At 74.4% G+C, this 15683-nt stretch carries 15 protein-coding genes; 5 read left to right on the top strand and 10 right to left on the bottom strand.

The features are described 5' to 3' along the window. Positions 1-11: 11 nt before the first annotated feature. Both AC2A1K_RS06230 and AC2A1K_RS06235 read right to left on the bottom strand, forming a co-directional pair. A complete protein-coding gene (locus AC2A1K_RS06230; protein WP_483895444.1) occupies positions 12-368 on the bottom strand; it encodes a hypothetical protein in 357 nt (118 codons plus the stop codon). Between the two features lie 189 nt (positions 369-557). Next, positions 558-1349 (bottom strand): ATP-binding protein, encoded by a 792-nt coding sequence (locus AC2A1K_RS06235; protein ID WP_483895445.1) that lies wholly within the window; start codon positions 1347-1349, stop codon positions 558-560. Between the two features lie 107 nt (positions 1350-1456). Here AC2A1K_RS06235 and AC2A1K_RS06240 point away from each other — a divergent pair, with 107 nt between their 5' ends. Then, positions 1457-1933, top strand: a complete 477-nt coding sequence (locus tag AC2A1K_RS06240) for a bacterial proteasome activator family protein (protein ID WP_483895446.1) — start codon at positions 1457-1459, stop codon at positions 1931-1933. Positions 1934-1937: 4 nt separating this feature from the next. Here AC2A1K_RS06240 and AC2A1K_RS06245 read toward each other — a convergent pair whose 3' ends face one another. Further along, complete coding sequence (locus tag AC2A1K_RS06245; RefSeq protein ID WP_483895447.1) at positions 1938-2249, bottom strand: WhiB family transcriptional regulator; 312 nt, start codon at positions 2247-2249, stop codon at positions 1938-1940. Between the two features lie 303 nt (positions 2250-2552). Between AC2A1K_RS06245 and AC2A1K_RS06250 the strand changes: the two genes are divergently transcribed. From AC2A1K_RS06250 to AC2A1K_RS06260, 3 genes are all read left to right on the top strand, one after another. Then, positions 2553-2918 (top strand): anti-sigma factor antagonist, encoded by a 366-nt coding sequence (locus tag AC2A1K_RS06250; RefSeq protein WP_483895448.1) that lies wholly within the window; start codon positions 2553-2555, stop codon positions 2916-2918. A 93-nt stretch (positions 2919-3011) separates the two neighbouring features. Further along, a complete protein-coding gene (locus tag AC2A1K_RS06255; RefSeq protein WP_483895449.1) occupies positions 3012-3467 on the top strand; it encodes an ATP-binding protein in 456 nt (151 codons plus the stop codon). 62 nt (positions 3468-3529) lie between these two features. After that, the gene (locus AC2A1K_RS06260; protein WP_483895488.1) at positions 3530-4345 is read left to right on the top strand and encodes an RNA polymerase sigma factor SigF; all 816 of its coding nucleotides are present in this window, start codon (positions 3530-3532) and stop codon (positions 4343-4345) included. Positions 4346-4429: 84 nt separating this feature from the next. On the opposite strand, the gene AC2A1K_RS06265 is transcribed toward AC2A1K_RS06260, so the two are convergent. Next, on the bottom strand, positions 4430-5338 hold the full coding sequence (locus AC2A1K_RS06265) for a cytochrome P450 (protein WP_483895450.1): 909 nt from the start codon (positions 5336-5338) through the stop codon (positions 4430-4432). 151 nt (positions 5339-5489) lie between these two features. On the opposite strand from AC2A1K_RS06265, the gene AC2A1K_RS06270 reads away from it, so the two are divergent. Further along, positions 5490-5696, top strand: a complete 207-nt coding sequence (locus AC2A1K_RS06270) for a hypothetical protein (protein ID WP_483895451.1) — start codon at positions 5490-5492, stop codon at positions 5694-5696. Between the two features lie 219 nt (positions 5697-5915). On the opposite strand, the gene selB is transcribed toward AC2A1K_RS06270, so the two are convergent. The 6 genes from selB to fdh form a co-directional block, all read right to left on the bottom strand. Continuing rightward, a complete protein-coding gene (gene selB / locus AC2A1K_RS06275) occupies positions 5916-7718 on the bottom strand; it encodes a selenocysteine-specific translation elongation factor (RefSeq protein ID WP_483895452.1) in 1803 nt (600 codons plus the stop codon). Beyond that, positions 7715-9055, bottom strand: a complete 1341-nt coding sequence (selA, locus tag AC2A1K_RS06280) for an L-seryl-tRNA(Sec) selenium transferase (protein ID WP_483895453.1) — start codon at positions 9053-9055, stop codon at positions 7715-7717. The genes selB and selA overlap by 4 nt, the downstream gene beginning before the upstream one ends. 54 nt (positions 9056-9109) lie before the next feature. Then, on the bottom strand, positions 9110-10183 hold the full coding sequence (locus AC2A1K_RS06285; RefSeq protein WP_483895454.1) for a permease: 1074 nt from the start codon (positions 10181-10183) through the stop codon (positions 9110-9112). A gap of 83 nt (positions 10184-10266) precedes the next feature. Further along, positions 10267-11295, bottom strand: coding sequence for an NrfD/PsrC family molybdoenzyme membrane anchor subunit (nrfD, locus tag AC2A1K_RS06290; protein WP_483895455.1), 1029 nt, complete (start codon positions 11293-11295; stop codon positions 10267-10269). Between the two features lie 31 nt (positions 11296-11326). Next, complete coding sequence (locus AC2A1K_RS06295) at positions 11327-12409, bottom strand: 4Fe-4S dicluster domain-containing protein (protein ID WP_483895456.1); 1083 nt, start codon at positions 12407-12409, stop codon at positions 11327-11329. Next, positions 12409-15666 carry a formate dehydrogenase gene (gene fdh / locus AC2A1K_RS06300; protein WP_483895457.1) on the bottom strand — a complete coding sequence of 1086 codons (3258 nt, stop codon included), beginning with the start codon at positions 15664-15666 and terminating at the stop codon, positions 12409-12411. Before fdh ends, AC2A1K_RS06295 begins: the two co-directional genes overlap by 1 nt. Positions 15667-15683: the final 17 nt, after the last annotated feature.

Consider the following 15683-nt stretch of genomic DNA (forward strand, 5'->3'; position numbering starts at 1 on the left):
CGCGCAGGATGTCAGGCCGACGGGCGGCGCGGCGCGGGCGGAAGCTCCTCGGTGCCCTCCGCGCGCCGCCGGGCGCGGGCCGCGACGTCGTCGGCGACCGAGCGCGCGGCCGTCCCGGGACGGCGGACCCCGGCGAGGGCGGCCACCGAGCTCACGGCCAGCCCGGTCAGGGCGGCCGCGCGTCGGGCACTCCAGCCGCGGACGAGCAGCGTGGCGGCGAGCTCCCGCGCGGCGACGGTGTCGCGGCGGGCACGGCGCGCGAGCGTGCGCAGATCCGACGGCACCGCCGGACGCTCCTCGGGGGTGGTCGGGGACGCGGGGACGGCGGCCGGCGGGGCCAGGGGAGAAGTGCTGGGTTCGCGGAGCACGGTCACCTTTCGTGGAGGTCGTCACCGTCGGGATCGGTCGCGCCGCCCCCCGCGAAACGTGACGATCACACCGGGGCGAGCAGGTGTTTCTCCCGGACCGCCGGCCACGCGATGCGCCGACACGGCGAGCGCGCCGTGCTGGCGCTGCTCGAGCAGCGGGCGACGGACCTGTCCGCCCGGCGTAGCGCCTCAGACCGTCGTCATCTCCGCCCAGACGGTCTTGCCGTCGCGGTGGGTGTCGACCCCCCAGCGGGTCGCGACGGCGGCGACCATCGCGAGGCCTCGGCCGCGCGGTGACGTCGGCTCGGGCAGGCGGGCCTCGGGCAGGGGTGCGAGGTCGAAGTCGCGCACGGTCAGGCGCAGCGAGTGCGCCCGGCGCTCGATCTCGACCACCGAGGCGCTCACCGCGTGCTCGACCGCGTTGGTGACGAGCTCGGTGACGACGATCTCGGCGGCCTCCCGGGTGTCCTCGTCCACGGCCCAGCGCCCGCAGACGCGGCGGACGTGCAGCCGGGCGTCACCGGGGGCGCGCGGGTCGATGCCGAAGCGCCACCATCCGCGCACCAGCTCCGGGCGCTCGTCGAGGTGCGACAGCGCGGTGGGGACGTCGGGGTGCACCGGGACCCGCTCGGCGACCCGGGAGCTCACGAGCACCGCGGCCGTCGTCAGGTCGGGCGCGGCCACGGCGAGCCGGACCTCGGGCCACTCGCCGGCGCGCGACGCCGCCTCGGTGAACGCGTGGACCGCGCCGGAATGGGTGAGCTCGATGCCGGACACGTCGGCGACCACGGCGCCGTGCTCACGCAGCAGACCGGTGAGCCGCTCCACGAGAGGGTGGGCGTTCGTCACGGACAGTGGTCCGCTCAGCGTGACGACGACCGGCGGGCCGAGGGCCCGCTCCGATGTCTGCGCAGCCTCCGGCGACGTGCCGGTCCCGCCGCCCCCCGTGTTCTCGAGGGGCAGCTCGATCCTTGTGTCCACGACTCACCTCGGGCCGGTGTTTACCCCCGCCCCGGTGCCCCCATGCGCGCTTCGTCGGTCGGATCGCCGGACGCGCCGGGCGGTCGCCGGGGCGCCATGATGGAGCCATGAGCGATCAGGACGAACGGCCCTCGTCCGCACTGGCCGCCGCGGCGGCGTCAGGGGCGGGGGAGGGCGCCGGGACCGGTGACCTGGTGGCCTCGCCGGGCGCGGTCATGCGGGTCGCGGGGATGGTCGGCAAACTCGTCGAGGAGGTTCGGGCGGCGCCGCTGGACGAGGCCGGGCGCTCGCGGCTCGCGGACATCCACGAGCGGTCGATCCGGGAGCTGGAGCAGGGGCTCGCGCCGGAACTGCGCGAGGAGCTGCGGCGCATCACGCTGCCGTTCTCCTCCGACGCGACGCCGTCGCAGGCCGAGCTGCGGATCGCGCAGGCGCAGCTGCTGGGGTGGCTCGAGGGGCTGTTCCACGGCATCCAGAGCGCCGTGCTCGCGCAGCAGATGGCCGCGCGAGGGCAGCTCGAGCAGATGCGGCAGGGGCGGGGGCGGCCCGCGCCGAGCGGTGACGGGAGCGGTCAGTACCTCTAGATCGTCAGCGCGCCTCGTAGACGACCGTGCCGGTGGCGCGGCCGCCGGTGCGCAGCGCCACCCGCCGCTCGTCCTCGGTCAGTCCGCCCCAGACGCCGTAGGGTTCGCGCGTCGCCAGGGCGTGGCGCCGGCACGGCTCGATGACCGGGCAGGAGGCGCACACCTTCTTGGCCTCCGCCGCCCGGTGCTCACGACGGGGTCCGCGCTCGCCGTCGGGGTGGAAGAAGAAGCTCGAGTCCATCCCGCGGCACGACCCGTGGAGCTGCCAGTCCCACTCGTCGATGATGGGGCCGGGCAGGAGTCGGATGTCGGCCATGGCGGTCCTCCCAGTCGGGGCGTCCGACCGGGGGAGTTGGTTTCCCCGGAATCGGAGTGACGACGGCGGTATCCCCTCCCGACCGAGACGGCAAACGCCCCTGAACGGCCCAGTCCGACGCTCGATCGAGGGGTCTTCGGCCTGCGCACGACTGTGACGTGCCGCCCGCGCCGTGAACAGGTGCCCACGGGGGGTGACGAGTAGGCTCGGCGGGACGGCAAGTACGTTGCCGGGGGACTGACAGGGACTGCTCGCGACACACTCGAGCGCACGCCCGACCTGACCGGAGGGGGACCAGACGCCGTGGCCACCGATGACGACCTCACCGCGGAGGACCCGCTCGGCGTCGACGTCCAGCGATCGGACGGCGCGTCGGTGATCCGGCTGGCCGGCGAGATCGACATGCTGACGACGCCGGCGCTGCGCGCCAAGGTGAACGAGGAGCTCCAGGGCAAGCCCACGGTGCTCGTTCTCGACATGCTCTCGGTCGAGTTCCTCGGCTCGAGCGGCCTCGCGCTGCTCGTCGAGGCGCTCGACGAGTCCCGCAACCGCGACGTGGCGCTGCGCCTCGTGGCGAACTCGCGGCCGGTGAGCCGACCGCTGCAGGCCACGGGCCTCACCGACCTGTTCGCGCTCTACCCGTCGGTCGAGGCCGCCCTGGCCGGATGACCGGCGCGGGGCCCTGCCGTCCGCGTCGCCTGCGCCGATACGGTGGTCGTACCACCGTCCTCCTCACCTGCCGCGAAACGGAGATCAGCAGCCGTGCAGACGCCGGAACCGCAGCAGCGTGATCGTTCGTCCACCGCCACCGATCCGGGCGCCGGACCGCACGGGCTCGCCGAGACCCCGACCCCGGTCGAGGTCCGTGTGCACGCCGATCCCGCGCTGATCCCGTCGGTGCGTGCTGTGGCGGCCGATCTCGCCGCGCGGGCCGACTTCGACCTCGACGCCGTGTCCGACCTGCGGATGGCGGTCGACGAGGCCTGCTCGGCCCTGGTCCCGCTCGCCCGCGAGGGTGGCCAGCTGCGCTGCGGTTTCGCGGTCTCCGAGGGCCGCATCGACGTCATCTGCCGCGTCCCGGTGACGGGCGAGGCCGCCCTGCGCCAGGACACCTTCGGGTGGCGGGTGCTCACCACGCTCACCGACGACGCGCAGGTGCTCGACGCCGACCCGGACTGGCTCGGCATCCACCTGCGCAAGCAACGGCTCGACCCGTGAGCGAGCCGGCGCGCGCGCTGTCGGACGCCGCCGAGGAGACGTCGCAGGGCACATCGCAGGACATGCCGCAGGACGTGTCGCCGGACGAGTCGTCGTCGCGGCGGTCCCGCAACGAGGACTCGTACGATCACCTCGTCCCGATGCTCACCGAGCACGCCGGGCTGGCCACCGACGACCCGCGCCGCGAGGTCCTGCGCGACCGTCTCGTGGAGGGCTACCTGCCGCTCGCGCGGCACATCGCGCGCCGGTTCGCCCAGCGGGGCGAGCCGCAGGAGGACCTCGAGCAGGTCGCGACCGTCGGGCTCATCCACGCCGTCGACCGGTTCTCGCCGGAGCGGGGCTCGGACTTCCTGTCCTACGCGGTCCCGACGATCACCGGCGAGGTGCGGCGCTACTTCCGGGACAAGGCCTGGTCGACGCGCGTGCCCCGGCGGCTCAAGGACCTGCGCCTGGCCATCGGGTCGGCGATGCCGCTGCTCTCGCAGGAGCTCAACCGCGCGCCCACCGCCGGCGAGCTCGCCGAGCACCTCCAGCGCAGCCGCGAGGAGGTGCTCGAGGCTCTCGAGGCCGCGAACGCGTACCGGTCGAGCTCGCTGGACGACATGCTCGTCGACGACCCGTCGAGCGGGCGCCTCGCCGACGTCCTGGGCTCCGCGGACGCGGAACTGGAGCAGGTCGAGCACCGGGAGACCGTGCAGCCCGCCCTGCGCAAGCTCCCGGAACGCGAGCGCACGATCGTCATGCTCCGGTTCTTCGGCGGCATGACGCAGACCCAGATCGCCGAACGCGTCGGTGTGTCGCAGATGCACGTCTCGCGCCTGCTCACCCGGACCCTCGCGACCCTGCGCGCCGACCTCTCGGACCCGCCGACTGCGTAGGCGGCTGTTTCGAGCGATGCGGCGTTGCTGGCGTCTGACGCCAGGATCGCCACATGCTCGCCGGCGCGACACGCCGAGGCACCCTCACACGGCGACCGGTAGCCGCTGGTAGCTCAGCAGCAGCGAGCGCCGGCGCACCGCGCCGTCCTCCCGGTGCAGCGTCGGCATCCGCTCCGCGAGCGCCGCCGGTGCCATCCGCCCCTCGAGCCGGGCCAGCGGCGCGCCGAGGCAGTAGTGGATGCCGCCGGAGAACGCCAGGTGTTCGCCGCGCGTCGGGCGGTCGAGGTCGACGACGTCGGGGTCGGCGTGCACGGCCGGGTCGCGGCCGGCGGCACCCAGCATGGCCATGACGACCGTGTCCGGCGCGACGGCGCGGTCACCGAGGCGCAGCGTCTCGTGCGGCGTCCGCGCGGTGAACTGGATCGGTGCGTCGAACCGCAGGCTCTCCTCGACGGCGTCGGCGGTGCGGCCCGGATCGGCGGACAGGTGTGCCCACGGGTCGCGCGCGTCGGTCAACGCGGCGACGGCGTTGGGCAGCAGTGTGCTCGGCGTCTCGAACCCGGCGAGCAGCAGCAGAGCCGCGAGGCTGATCGTCTCCTGCGCGTCGGCGTCCTCGGCGACGAGGTGGCTGACGAGGTCGTCGGCCGGGTCGTGGCGGCGCTTCTCCAGATGGTCGCCGAGCAGCGTCCGGAGCTCGCCGATCGCGACCTCGAGTCCGTGCAGTGCGCGCAGGGAGCGCACCCCGCCGAGACCGGCGGCCACGGCGCGGCCCCACTGGGCGAACGCCCCCGCGTCGGCGTCCGGCCCCCCGAGGATGACGGCGATGACGGCGACTGGCGACGTCGGCGACGACGTCGAACCGCCCCCGCCGGGCAGCGTCGTCGGCCAGCCGTTCCGAGAGCGCGACGACCAGCGCTCGTAGCCGATGACGCGGGCCGGGGCGAAGTAGCTTGGTACGAGGCGCCGCAGGCGCGTGTGCTCGGGCGAGTCCATCCCGAGGAAGGACAGGTCGACGGGCTCGAGCAGCGGTCCCGCTCGCCCTCGACAGCGCCGCCGAGCGAGCCGCCGCTGCGGGTCCGCACTGAGGTGGCGGTCGCGGACGAGGTCGCGGCACATCGCGTGGGTGGCGACGACGAGGACGCCGGTGCGGCTCGCGCAGCTGTCGCTGGACGGGCCGCGGGTCGTCGAGCCAGGGCCGGCAGAGCAGACGCAGGACGGGGTCGCGCCGGCCAGCGCCGTCGCCAAACCCGCCGGCGCGCGCGACGGCCAGGCGCATGCCCAGCCTGACGTCGCGCCGCAGGTCCATCACCCGATCCTGGCCCGCTCACCGGTAGCGAGGGGACCCTCGTGATCGGGGCGGATTTCCTGACCCTCTCGGCGTGCTGTCTTGGACTCGTCAGCGTGGCCGCCACGCTGAGACACCTCAGTCGGCGTGTCGCGCGAGCGAGGCTGTGGCGATCCTGGCGTCAGACGCCAGCGATGCCGCATCGCTCGCACTACCGCAGCAGCGCTCGCACGACCGCAGCAGCGCTCGCACTACCGCAGCGCTCGCACTACCGCAGCGCTCGCACTACCGCAGCGCGTGCCGGCCCTCGTCGTCGCGGCGGGTGCGGCCCTGGCGCGCGAGGTACTCGAGCAGCGGGACCGCGACGCGGCGCGTGGTGCCCAGCGCCTGGCGCGCCTCGGAGAGCGAGAACGGCGAGGGCAGGTCCGCCAGCCGGGCGACGGCGACCTCCACGGCATCCGGCCCGAGGTAGATCCCGTCGCCGACCTTGAGCAGCGCCCCGGCCTTCACCGCCGCGCCCAGCTCGCGGGTCCGCAGGCCCAGCTCCGCGAGCCGACCCGCCTCGGGGGCTGCGAACGGCGCGTCGGACAGGTCGGAGCGCACCGTCGCCACCGCCGCGCGCACGGCGTCGGGCAGCCCGCCGGCCTCGCGCGGCCGGATCCGCCCGTCGGCGGCCACCAGCGACGAGGCCCCGGACTCGGCGAGCACGAGGTCGAGCAGGCGCGGCTCGGGCAGGCCGAGGGCCTGCGCGGCCGCCTTCGCCGGCAGCCCGGCGTCCAGCGGCTGCTCCGCGGCGTGCGCGGTCACGGCCTCCACGAGACGCGGCGCCGACGTCGACAACCAGGACGGGTCCACCAACCACCCCGCCACCGAGGGGAGGTCGTCGGGGACGTCGACGCCCAGCGCCACCAGCTCCTCGCGCTTCATCAGCCGCCGGCGCGCGAGCTCCCCGTGCGCGTCCGGGGCCCCGTCCGTGGCCGACAGCTCCTCGGCGCGCACGCGCGCCGCGCCCCGCCGCCGCAGCGCGGGCGGGCGGACGTCGAGCACCGTCACCCCGCCCAGCACCCGGTGCGCGCCCGGGTCGCGCAGCAGCGCGTGGTCACCGGGACGCAGCGGCAACGGTTCGCGCAAGGTCAGCCGCACGGTCCGGGTGACGTCCGAATCGGGCACGTCCGAGCGCGACAACGGCCGCACCCGCGCCGCCACCGCCGCCGACCCGACGTGCAGCATCACCTGCCGCGGAAGATCCACCGCCGCCGACGAACCCCGCGGCGGCCCCACCCGGACGTCGACGACGTCGCTGCGCAGCCATCGGCCCGGCGTGGTCAGCGCGTCCCCGCGCCCCACCTCGTCGAGCCCGACCCCCCGCAGGTTCAGCGCCACCCTCGCCACCGCGCGCACCGGGTCCACCGACTCGCCCAGCGCCTGCAACCCGCGCACGGACACGACCCGCGAGCCGAGCGCCAGCTCGTCGCCCACCCGCACGGTCCCGGCCCCGAGGGTGCCGGTGACGACCGTGCCCGCACCCCGCACCGTGAACGCGCGGTCGACCCACAGCCGCACGTCCGCGTCCACGTCGGGACGGGGGAGACCGCGCACCAGCTCGAGCAGGGCCGTCCGCAGGGAATCGAGACCGGAGCCCGTCGCCCCCGACACGCACACCGCCGGCAGCCGTCCCAGCGACGACTCCCCGAGATGTTCCAGCGCCTCGTCCCGCGCGAGCTCCGGATCGGCGAGGTCGCTGCGGGTGACGACGAGCAGACCGTCGCGCACCCCGAGCGCGTCGAGCGCGTCGAGGTGCTCGGTCGACTGCGGCATCCAGCCCGAGTCGGCCGCGACCACGAACATCGTCGCCGGCACCGGGCCCACGCCGGCGAGCATCTGCGTGACGAACCGTTCGTGCCCGGGGACGTCGACGAACGCGACCGGCTCGTCGTCCCCGGGCAGCGTCGTCCACGCGAACCCGAGGTCGATCGTCATGCCCCGCCGGCGCTCCTCGGCCCAGCGGTCGGGCTCCATCCCGGTCAGCGCGCGGACCAGCGTCGACTTCCCGTGGTCGACGTGCCCCGCGGTGGCGACGACCCTCACGCCAGCGCCGCCCGTACCGCCGACACCAGCTGCGCGTCGGCTTCCGGCGGCACCGAGCGCAGGTCCAGGACGCACCGGCCCTGCTCGACGCGCGCCACCACGGGGTCGGCCTCGAGACGCAACGCCGCGGCCAGCGCCGACGGCAGCGCCACCCCGGCACTGGGCAGCTCCACCCCGGGCGCGCCGCCCCCGCCGACCTGGGCCACGCAGTCGACGGCCTCCGCCGGCGGCCCGATCCGCGTCGCCACGTCGGCGGCCCGGGCACGCAACGACGCCACCGGAGCCTCGAGCAGAGCACGCACCGGCGGCACCGGGCCGCGCAGTGTCGCCTCGAGCGCGGCCAACGTCAGCTTGTCGACGCGCAGCGCCCGCGCCAGGGGGTGGCGACGCAGCCCGTGCACGAGGTCGGCGTCCCCGAGCAGCAGCCCGGCCTGCGGGCCCCCGAGCAGCTTGTCGCCCGACGCCGTGACCAGCGACGCCCCGGCGCGCAGTTCGCTCGTCGCGTCGGGCTCGTCGGGCAGCAGCGGGTGCGGCGCGAGCAGCCCGGAGCCGATGTCGCTCACGACCGGGACGCCGAGGTCCGTCAGCGTGGACACCGGCACCGTCGACGTGAACCCGGTGACGACGAAGTTCGAGGGGTGGACCTTGAGGATCATCCCGGTCTGGGGCCCGATCGCGTCCGCGTAGTCCGCCCGGTGCACGCGGTTGGTGGTGCCGACCTCGCGCAGCCGCGCGCCGGTCGACTCGAGCAGGTCGGGCAGCCGGAAGCCGTCGCCGATCTCGACCATCTCGCCGCGCGCGATGACGATCTCCTTGCCGCCCCGACCGGTCCAGCTCCGCTCCCCGGTCGGCGTGCTCTCCTGACTGTCTCCGCCCGCCAACGCCGTCGCCGCCAGGATCAGCGCCGCCGCCCCGTTGTTGGCGACGTGCACGCCCCCGGCGTCCGGAACCGCCGCCGCCAGCGCCTCCAGAGCGCCCGCCCCCCGCCGACCCCGCTCGCCGGAGACGAGATCCAGCTCCACGTCCGTCGTCCCCGCCGCGACGCCCAGCGCGTCACGGGCCGCCGCCGAGAGCGGCGCGCGACCCAGGTTCGTGTGGAGCAGCACCCCGGTGGCGTTGACGACCGACCGGAGGGACGCAGCGGTCGGCGGCAGGGTCGCGAACACCTCGTCCGCCACCGCCTCCGGCGTGATCTCCCCGGCCCGCGCCCGGCCCTGCGCCGCGACGACGACCTCCTTGACGCGCGCGCGGCCCAGCGTCGCGAGCGCCGGCTCCAGCCGCGCGTCGGCCAGCACCGTGTCCGTGCGCGGCACGCGCCGCCGCGGGTCGTCGTCCACCGGGCCATTGTGCGCTCCGGGGCTGCACGGGAAGACAGCGCGACAAGACAGCGCTCAGAGACCGACGGCCCACGCCCCCATCGACGTCAGCACCCCGACACCGACGACCACCCCGGTCACCGACACCAGCAGCCGGCGCGGGAACGCGTTCCGGACCATGAGCAGCGACGGCAGGCTCAGCGCGGGCAACGTGATCAGGAGGGCGGCCGCGAGCGGGCCGGACACCCCGACGGCGAGCAGCGCGGCGACGACGGCCACCTCGGCGCCGGTCGGGATCGGCAGCAACGTCCCCGCGACGGCCAGCACCAGGACACCCAGCACGACCGCGGTGCCGGTCAGCCACGACGCCCCGACCGGGAACAGCACGCCGCGGAACGCACCCAGCGCGACCACCAGCAGCAGGTATTCCGGCAGCAACCGGACCGACAGCCCGCCCAGCGCCGCGAGGAAGCGCACGAGCAGCGGCCGGTCGTCCACCGGCTCGTCCTCGACGGCCACCTCGGAGAACCCGGCACCCGGCGGCGACCGCCGCGCCCACCACCGGCCCAGGGCCACCGCCGCGACGACGACCGCCACCCCGGACGCAGCCCGCAGCACCGTCCACTGCCACGGCAGCACGAACGCGCAGAACGCGAGCACCACCGGGTTCAGCGCCGGGTTCCCGAGCCAGTAGGCGAGGGTCGCGGTGAGCCCCGCGGCGCGCCGGCGCAGCCCGACCGCGAGCGGCGCCGCGCAGCACGAGCACATCATCGACGGCAACGCCAGCGCGCTGCCCCGGATGCCGCCCGAGAGACCGGCGCCCCCGAACGACCTTGCGAGCCATGCCCGGGGCAGCGCCACCTGCACCGCCGCCGCGAGCACGAGCCCGACGACGAGGGCCGGCCAGATCGCGAGGAAGTACGTGCCCGCGAACCGCAGGCCCGCCGCCAGCGACACCCCGGGCGGGGCAGGCTCACCGCCGGTGAGGATCGACGGCCCCAGCGAGTGCGAGCCCGCCACCGACGGCACCTTCACCCAGTAGGGGGCCCACTTCGCCCACAGCAGCCCGCCGACGACGAGCACGGCGAACCCCAGCGCCACCGCCCACGGGGCCGGGGTCCGTCGCGTCCCGACCTGCGCGCTTGTCACGGCCACCGATCGTCACACGACCGTGTCCCCGGCGCCTTGTGAGCACTTTCCGGGGCTACGGGCCCGGAAAGTACGCACATGGGTCAGGCGAAGGTCCGGTCCGGCGGGGTCGGGTCGGTCGCGGTCGACGCCTGGCGCTGCGCGATCCGCTCGCGCTGCGGCACGACGATGTGCGCCGGGTCGTTCGCCGACGCGATGCCCGCGTCGAACACGCCGAACCGGGTCAGCGCCGAGCCCGCCATCAGCGCGAGCCCCGAGAGGGCCGCCGACCAGCGACGACGCCGTCCCACCAGTGCCCCGACGGCCCCGGCCGCGAGGCACGCCTTCGACGCCCGCATCAGCGTGTGCGCCCGGCCCTTCCGGTAGACGTCGCCGAGCAGCCCGAGCTTGCGCTCCATGAGCTCGCCCGCCGCGAGCTCCACCGCCGCGCCCGCCACGGCGAGCCGCGCGGCGGGCACGTTATCGCGCACCGACGCCCCGAGCAGGCCCATCCCGCCGCCGGCGGCCGCCGCGCTGCCGGCGAACACGATCGGCAGCTCGCGGTGCGCCTCGTGCCAGGTCGGTACGGCGGTGTTGGAGAACAGGACCGCGGTGTAGGTACCGAGCGCCGGCCCGATCACCGCCGACGCCGCCCCCGAGACGTCGCCCGCGCGGCGGAACAGCCCCGTCACCTCGGACGCCGCCGTCGCGGCCGCGAACGTCGCGAACGGCGAGAGGATCCACGTGCCCACCGACAGCGGTGACGTCGGCTTGAACACCCGCAGCATGTGCAGGAACCGCGTCGGCCGGTGCAGGTCGTGGACGAGGAAGAAGGTCCCGCCGAGCGCGCCGCCCGCGGCGGCGAGACGCCCGGTGCGCCGCAGGGTGGGACGGCCGGTCGCCCCGCCCAGCGCCCCGAGCCCGGCCGACGTGGCCGCCAGCCCGCCGAGGAACAGGTAGAGCGGAACGTCCGGGTTCTTCCACACCGGCGCCTTGATGATCGGGCGCCCGTAGTACGAGCGGAACTCGGCGTCTGGCACCTGCAGCTGCTCACGACCGCCCCGCCGTGGCGTCACCGCGTCGTGGTCGACCCGCGCCCGCTCCGGCATCTCCGCCGGGTTCGCATCGGTCATGGTCGAGCTCCGCTCCGGTGCGTCTCCCGCGTCACCGTCGACCTCCCGTGACGAACGCCGCCACGATCGCCGCGCCCAGTCCGACCGCGGTCAGGGCCGCGTTGCGCCACATCTCGGGCAGGTCGCGGGTGGTGACGATCGGGTCCGGCGGCAGGCCGTAGACCTCGGGCTCGTCGAGCAGCAGGAAGAACGCCCCGTCGCCGCCGACGCCGTCGTCCGGGTCGCGCCCGTAGAGCCGCGCCTCCTCGACACCCCGGCCGTGCAGCTCCGCCAGCCGCGCGTCGGCCGCCGCCTGGAGCTCGTCGAGGTCGCCGAACTGGATGGAGTTCGTCGGGCACGCCTTCGCGCACGCCGGCTCCAGGCCCTCGCCGAGCCGGTCGTAGCACAGCGTGCACTTGTGGGCGCCGCCGTCGGACTCGCGCACGTCGATCACGCCGTACGGGCACGAGGGCACGCAGTAGCCGCAGCCGTTGCAGATGTCGTCCTGCACGACGACCGTGCCGTACTCGGTGCGGAAGAGCGCCCCGGTCGGGCAGACGTCCAGACAGCCGGCGTGCGTGCAGTGCTTGCAGACGTCCGACGACATCAGCCAGCGCACGTCGCGCTCGTCGTCGGGGGTCTGCTGGCCGTGGGCGCCGGAGTCGGGCAGGAGCGCGAGCAGGTCGACCGTGCCCGGGTGGGCGGGATCCGGGCTGGGCGGGGCCGTCGCGGCGTCCCGGGGCGGGGCACCACCGAGAGCCGGCAGTCCGGACGGCAGGTGCCCCGTCGTCGCCGACCCGAGCGGTCGTACGTCCTCGATGAACGCGACGTGCCGCCACGTCGAGGCGCCGAGGTCGCCGGTGTTGTCGTACGACATGCCGGTCAGGCGGTAGAGGTCGGAGGCGTCGGTGCCGTCGTCGGGCACCAGGTTCCACTCCTTGCACGCCACCTCGCAGGCCTTGCAGCCGATGCACACCGAGGTGTCGGTGAAGAAGCCGACCCGCTTCGGGTGCTCGGCGGACCACCCGGCGTCCGCCGTGGGGTCGGGCAAGGGCCCGGACAGCGACGTCGTCGCCCCGGAGAAGGCGTCCCACAGTTTTCCCGTCGCGTCGCTCGCCCCCGACACGTTCGTCATCAGGTGATGCCTCCTGGCTCCACGCCGGCCTTGCGGCGGTACGACGCGACGAAGTCCAGCAGCGCCGGCCCGCGCGGGCGGCGTCCGGGCTGGATGTCGCAGGTCGCCACCTTGGACTCCTGGATGTGCACGTTCGGGTCCATGACCACGCCGAGCAGGTCGTTCGCCGGGTCGCCGACGGACAGTCCGTTCGACCCCCAGTGGTAGGGCAGCCCGATCTGGTGGACGACCTGGTCCCCGACCCGCAGCGGCTTCATCCTCTCGGTGACGAGCACGCGGGCCTCGATCGCGGTGCGCGCCGAGATCAGCGTGGCGTACCCGAGGTGCTCGAGGTTGCGCTCCCGGGCCAAGGCGGGGGAGACCTCGCAGAAGAACTCCGGCTGGAGCTCGGAGAGGTAGCCGAGGAACCGGCTCATCCCGCCCGCGGTGTGGTGCTCGGTGAGGCGGTAGGTCAGGAAGACGTAGGGGTACGTCTCCGAGCGCGCCGGGTTCAGGCGGTTCCAGGCGCGGTCGATGTCCTCGCGCGCCGGGTTGTCCTGCTGGTCGTGCAGCAGGTTGGCCACCGGCGACTCGACGGGCTCGTAGTGCGTGGGCATCGGCCCGTCGGCCAGGCCGGTCGGCGCGTAGAGCCACGCCTTGCCGTTGGCCTGCATGATGAACGCGTCGGTGCCCGACAGCGCGTCCTCGGCCACGGCGTCCTCCGGCGGCCGGTACGACGGCGCCTTCGTGGCCTCGAAGTCGGGGACGTCGTGGCCGACCCACCGCCCGGCGTCGGCGTCCCACCAGACGTACGCCTTGCGCTCGCTCCACGGCCTGCCCTCGGCGTCGGCCGAGGCCCGGCTGTAGAGGATGCGGCGGTTCGCCGGCCACGCCCAGCCCCACTCCGGAGCGACCCACGTCTGCTCGGCGCCGGGCTTGCGGCGGTCGGCCTGGTTGACGCCGTCGGCGTACACCCCGGTGTAGATCCAGCAGCCGGCGCGCGTCGACCCGTCGGCGCGCATCTGCGTGTAGCTCGACAGGTGGTTGCCGTCGGCGTCGAAACCGTTGATCTCGGCCAGCACCGACTGCGGGTCCGGCTCGGCGTGCACGCCGAACGTGTCGTAGTCCCACGTCAGGTCGAGGATCGGGCGGTCGCGCTCGATCTGCTCGGGCGTGGGTGTCCCACGGCGATGGGCCTCGGCCACCTTCTCGCGGATCCTCGTGCCCAGGTGGAAGTAGAAGTGCAGCTCCGAGCGCGCGTCACCCGGCGGGTGCACCGCCTCGCGCCGCCACTGCAGCAGTCGCTGGGTGTTGGTGAAGGTGCCCGACTTCTCGGTGTGGTTCGCGCACGGCAGGAAGAAGACCTCGGTGGCGATGTCCTCGGTGCGCAGCTCCCCGGTCTCGATCTCGGGGCCGTCCTTCCAGAACGACGCCGACTCGATCATCTGCATGTCCCGGACGACGAGCCACTCCAGGTTCGCCAGGCCGAGGCGCTGCATCTTGCCGTTCGCGTGCCCGACCGCCGGGTTCTCGCCGACGAGGAAGTAGCCGAACGTCCTGCGGTCGATCTGGTCGCGCACGATGCCGTACGTGCCGTGGTTGCCGGTCAGGCGCGGCAGGTAGTCGAACGCGAAGTCGTTCTCCGGTGTCGCCGCGTCGCCCCACCACGCCTTGAGCAGGCTGACCAGGTAGGCGTCCATGTGGCCCCAGAACCCGGTCTTGGCCGCGTCCGCGTCGAGGAAGCTCTGCAGGTCGGAGTGCAGGTGCGCGTTGGGCATGGGGATGTAGCCCGGCAGCAGGTCGTAGAGCGTCGGGATGTCGGTCGAGCCCTGGATCGACGCGTGCCCGCGCAGCGCGAGGATGCCGCCGCCGGGGCGTCCCATGTTGCCCAGCAGCGTCTGCAGGATCGACGCCGCGCGGATGTACTGCGCCCCGACCGTGTGGTGCGTCCAGCCCACCGAGTACACCCACGCCGTCGTGCGCTCGCGGCCCGAGTTGTTCGTGATCTCCTCGGCGACCTCGAGGAACTGCTCGACGCGCATGCCGCACACCGACGCGACGGCCTCGGGCGTGTAGCGCGCGTAGTGCCGCTTGAGCACCTGGTAGACGCAGCGCGGGTGCTGCAGGGTGTCGTCGCGCTCGGGGTCCGACGGCGCGTAGGCCTGGTCGCCGGCGCCGCCCGCGGTGTCCGACGTGAACGCCGCGTGCTCCTCGCGCAGCTCGGGCTCCCAGTGGTCGCGCATGCCCGCGGCCGGGGCCTCGTAGGAGCCCTCCATCTGCCACGAGATCGGGTCGTAGCGCCCGGTCTCGGCGTCGTAGCCGGAGAACACGCCCTCGACGTCGGCGTCGGCGAAGTCCTCACCGACGAGCTCCGCGGCGTTCGTGAACGTCGTGACGTACTCGCGGAAGTCCCTGCCCTCGGTGAGCACGTAGTTGATGAGCCCGCCGAGGAACGCGATGTCCGCGCCGGCCCGGAACGGGACGTGCAGGTCGGCGACCGCGCTGGTGCGCGTGAAGCGGGGGTCGACGTGGATGATCTTGGCGCCGCGGGCCTTGGCCTCCATCACCCACTGGAAGCCCACCGGGTGGGCTTCCGCCATGTTCGAGCCCTCGATGACGATGCAGTCGGAGAACTGCAGGTCCTGCTGGAAGTTCGAGGCCCCTCCGCGGCCGAAGCTGGTCCCCAGACCGGGGACGGTGGCGCTGTGTCAAATGCGCGCCTGGTTCTCCACCTGGATCGCACCGAGCGCCATGAACAGCTTCTTGATGAGGTAGTTCTCCTCGTTGTCCAGCGTCGCGCCGCCGAGGCTCGACAAGCCCAGCGTGCGCCGCAGGACGCGCCCGGAGTCGTCGGTGTCCTGCCAGCCCTTGCGGCGGGCGTCGAGGACCCGGTCGGCGATCATGTCGACCGCCGTGTCGAGGTCGAGGTCCTCCCACTCGGTGCCGTACGGCCGCCGGTACTTCACGGTCGTCACGCGCGTCGGCGACGTGACCAGCGACGTCGACGCCGACCCCTTCGGGCACAGCCGCCCGCGGGAGACGGGGGAGTCGGGGTCGCCCTCGATCTGGGTGACGCGCCCGTCGCGCACGTAGATGTTCTGCCCGCACCCCACGGCGCAGTAGGGGCACACCGACTTGACGACCTCGTCGGCGTCCTGCGTGCGCGGCGTGAGCGCCTGCGTCCGCGGCGACTCCACGGACGTGCCGCGGCCGAGCGGGTCCGGGCCGGTGGCCTGCCGGAGCATCGGCCACTCGCCCAGCCAGGTGCGCACGCCCATGCAGGAACTCCTCGCGT

The sequence above is a fragment of the Actinomycetospora sp. 2LY8.5 genome (assembly GCF_057180585.1).

Excerpts from the sequence above, each read along its gene's own strand:
- AC2A1K_RS06265 (WP_483895450.1), bottom strand. The coding sequence starts at position 5,338 with ATGGACTCGCCCGAGCACACGCGCCTGCGGCGCCTCGTACCAAGCTAC.
- nrfD (WP_483895455.1), bottom strand. The coding sequence starts at position 11,295 with ATGACCGATGCGAACCCGGCGGAGATGCCGGAGCGGGCGCGGGTCGAC.
- AC2A1K_RS06295 (WP_483895456.1), bottom strand. The coding sequence starts at position 12,409 with ATGACGAACGTGTCGGGGGCGAGCGACGCGACGGGAAAACTGTGGGAC.
- AC2A1K_RS06240 (WP_483895446.1), top strand. The coding sequence starts at position 1,457 with ATGAGCGATCAGGACGAACGGCCCTCGTCCGCACTGGCCGCCGCGGCG.
- AC2A1K_RS06260 (WP_483895488.1), top strand. The coding sequence starts at position 3,530 with ATGCCGCAGGACGTGTCGCCGGACGAGTCGTCGTCGCGGCGGTCCCGC.
- AC2A1K_RS06245 (WP_483895447.1), bottom strand. The coding sequence starts at position 2,249 with ATGGCCGACATCCGACTCCTGCCCGGCCCCATCATCGACGAGTGGGAC.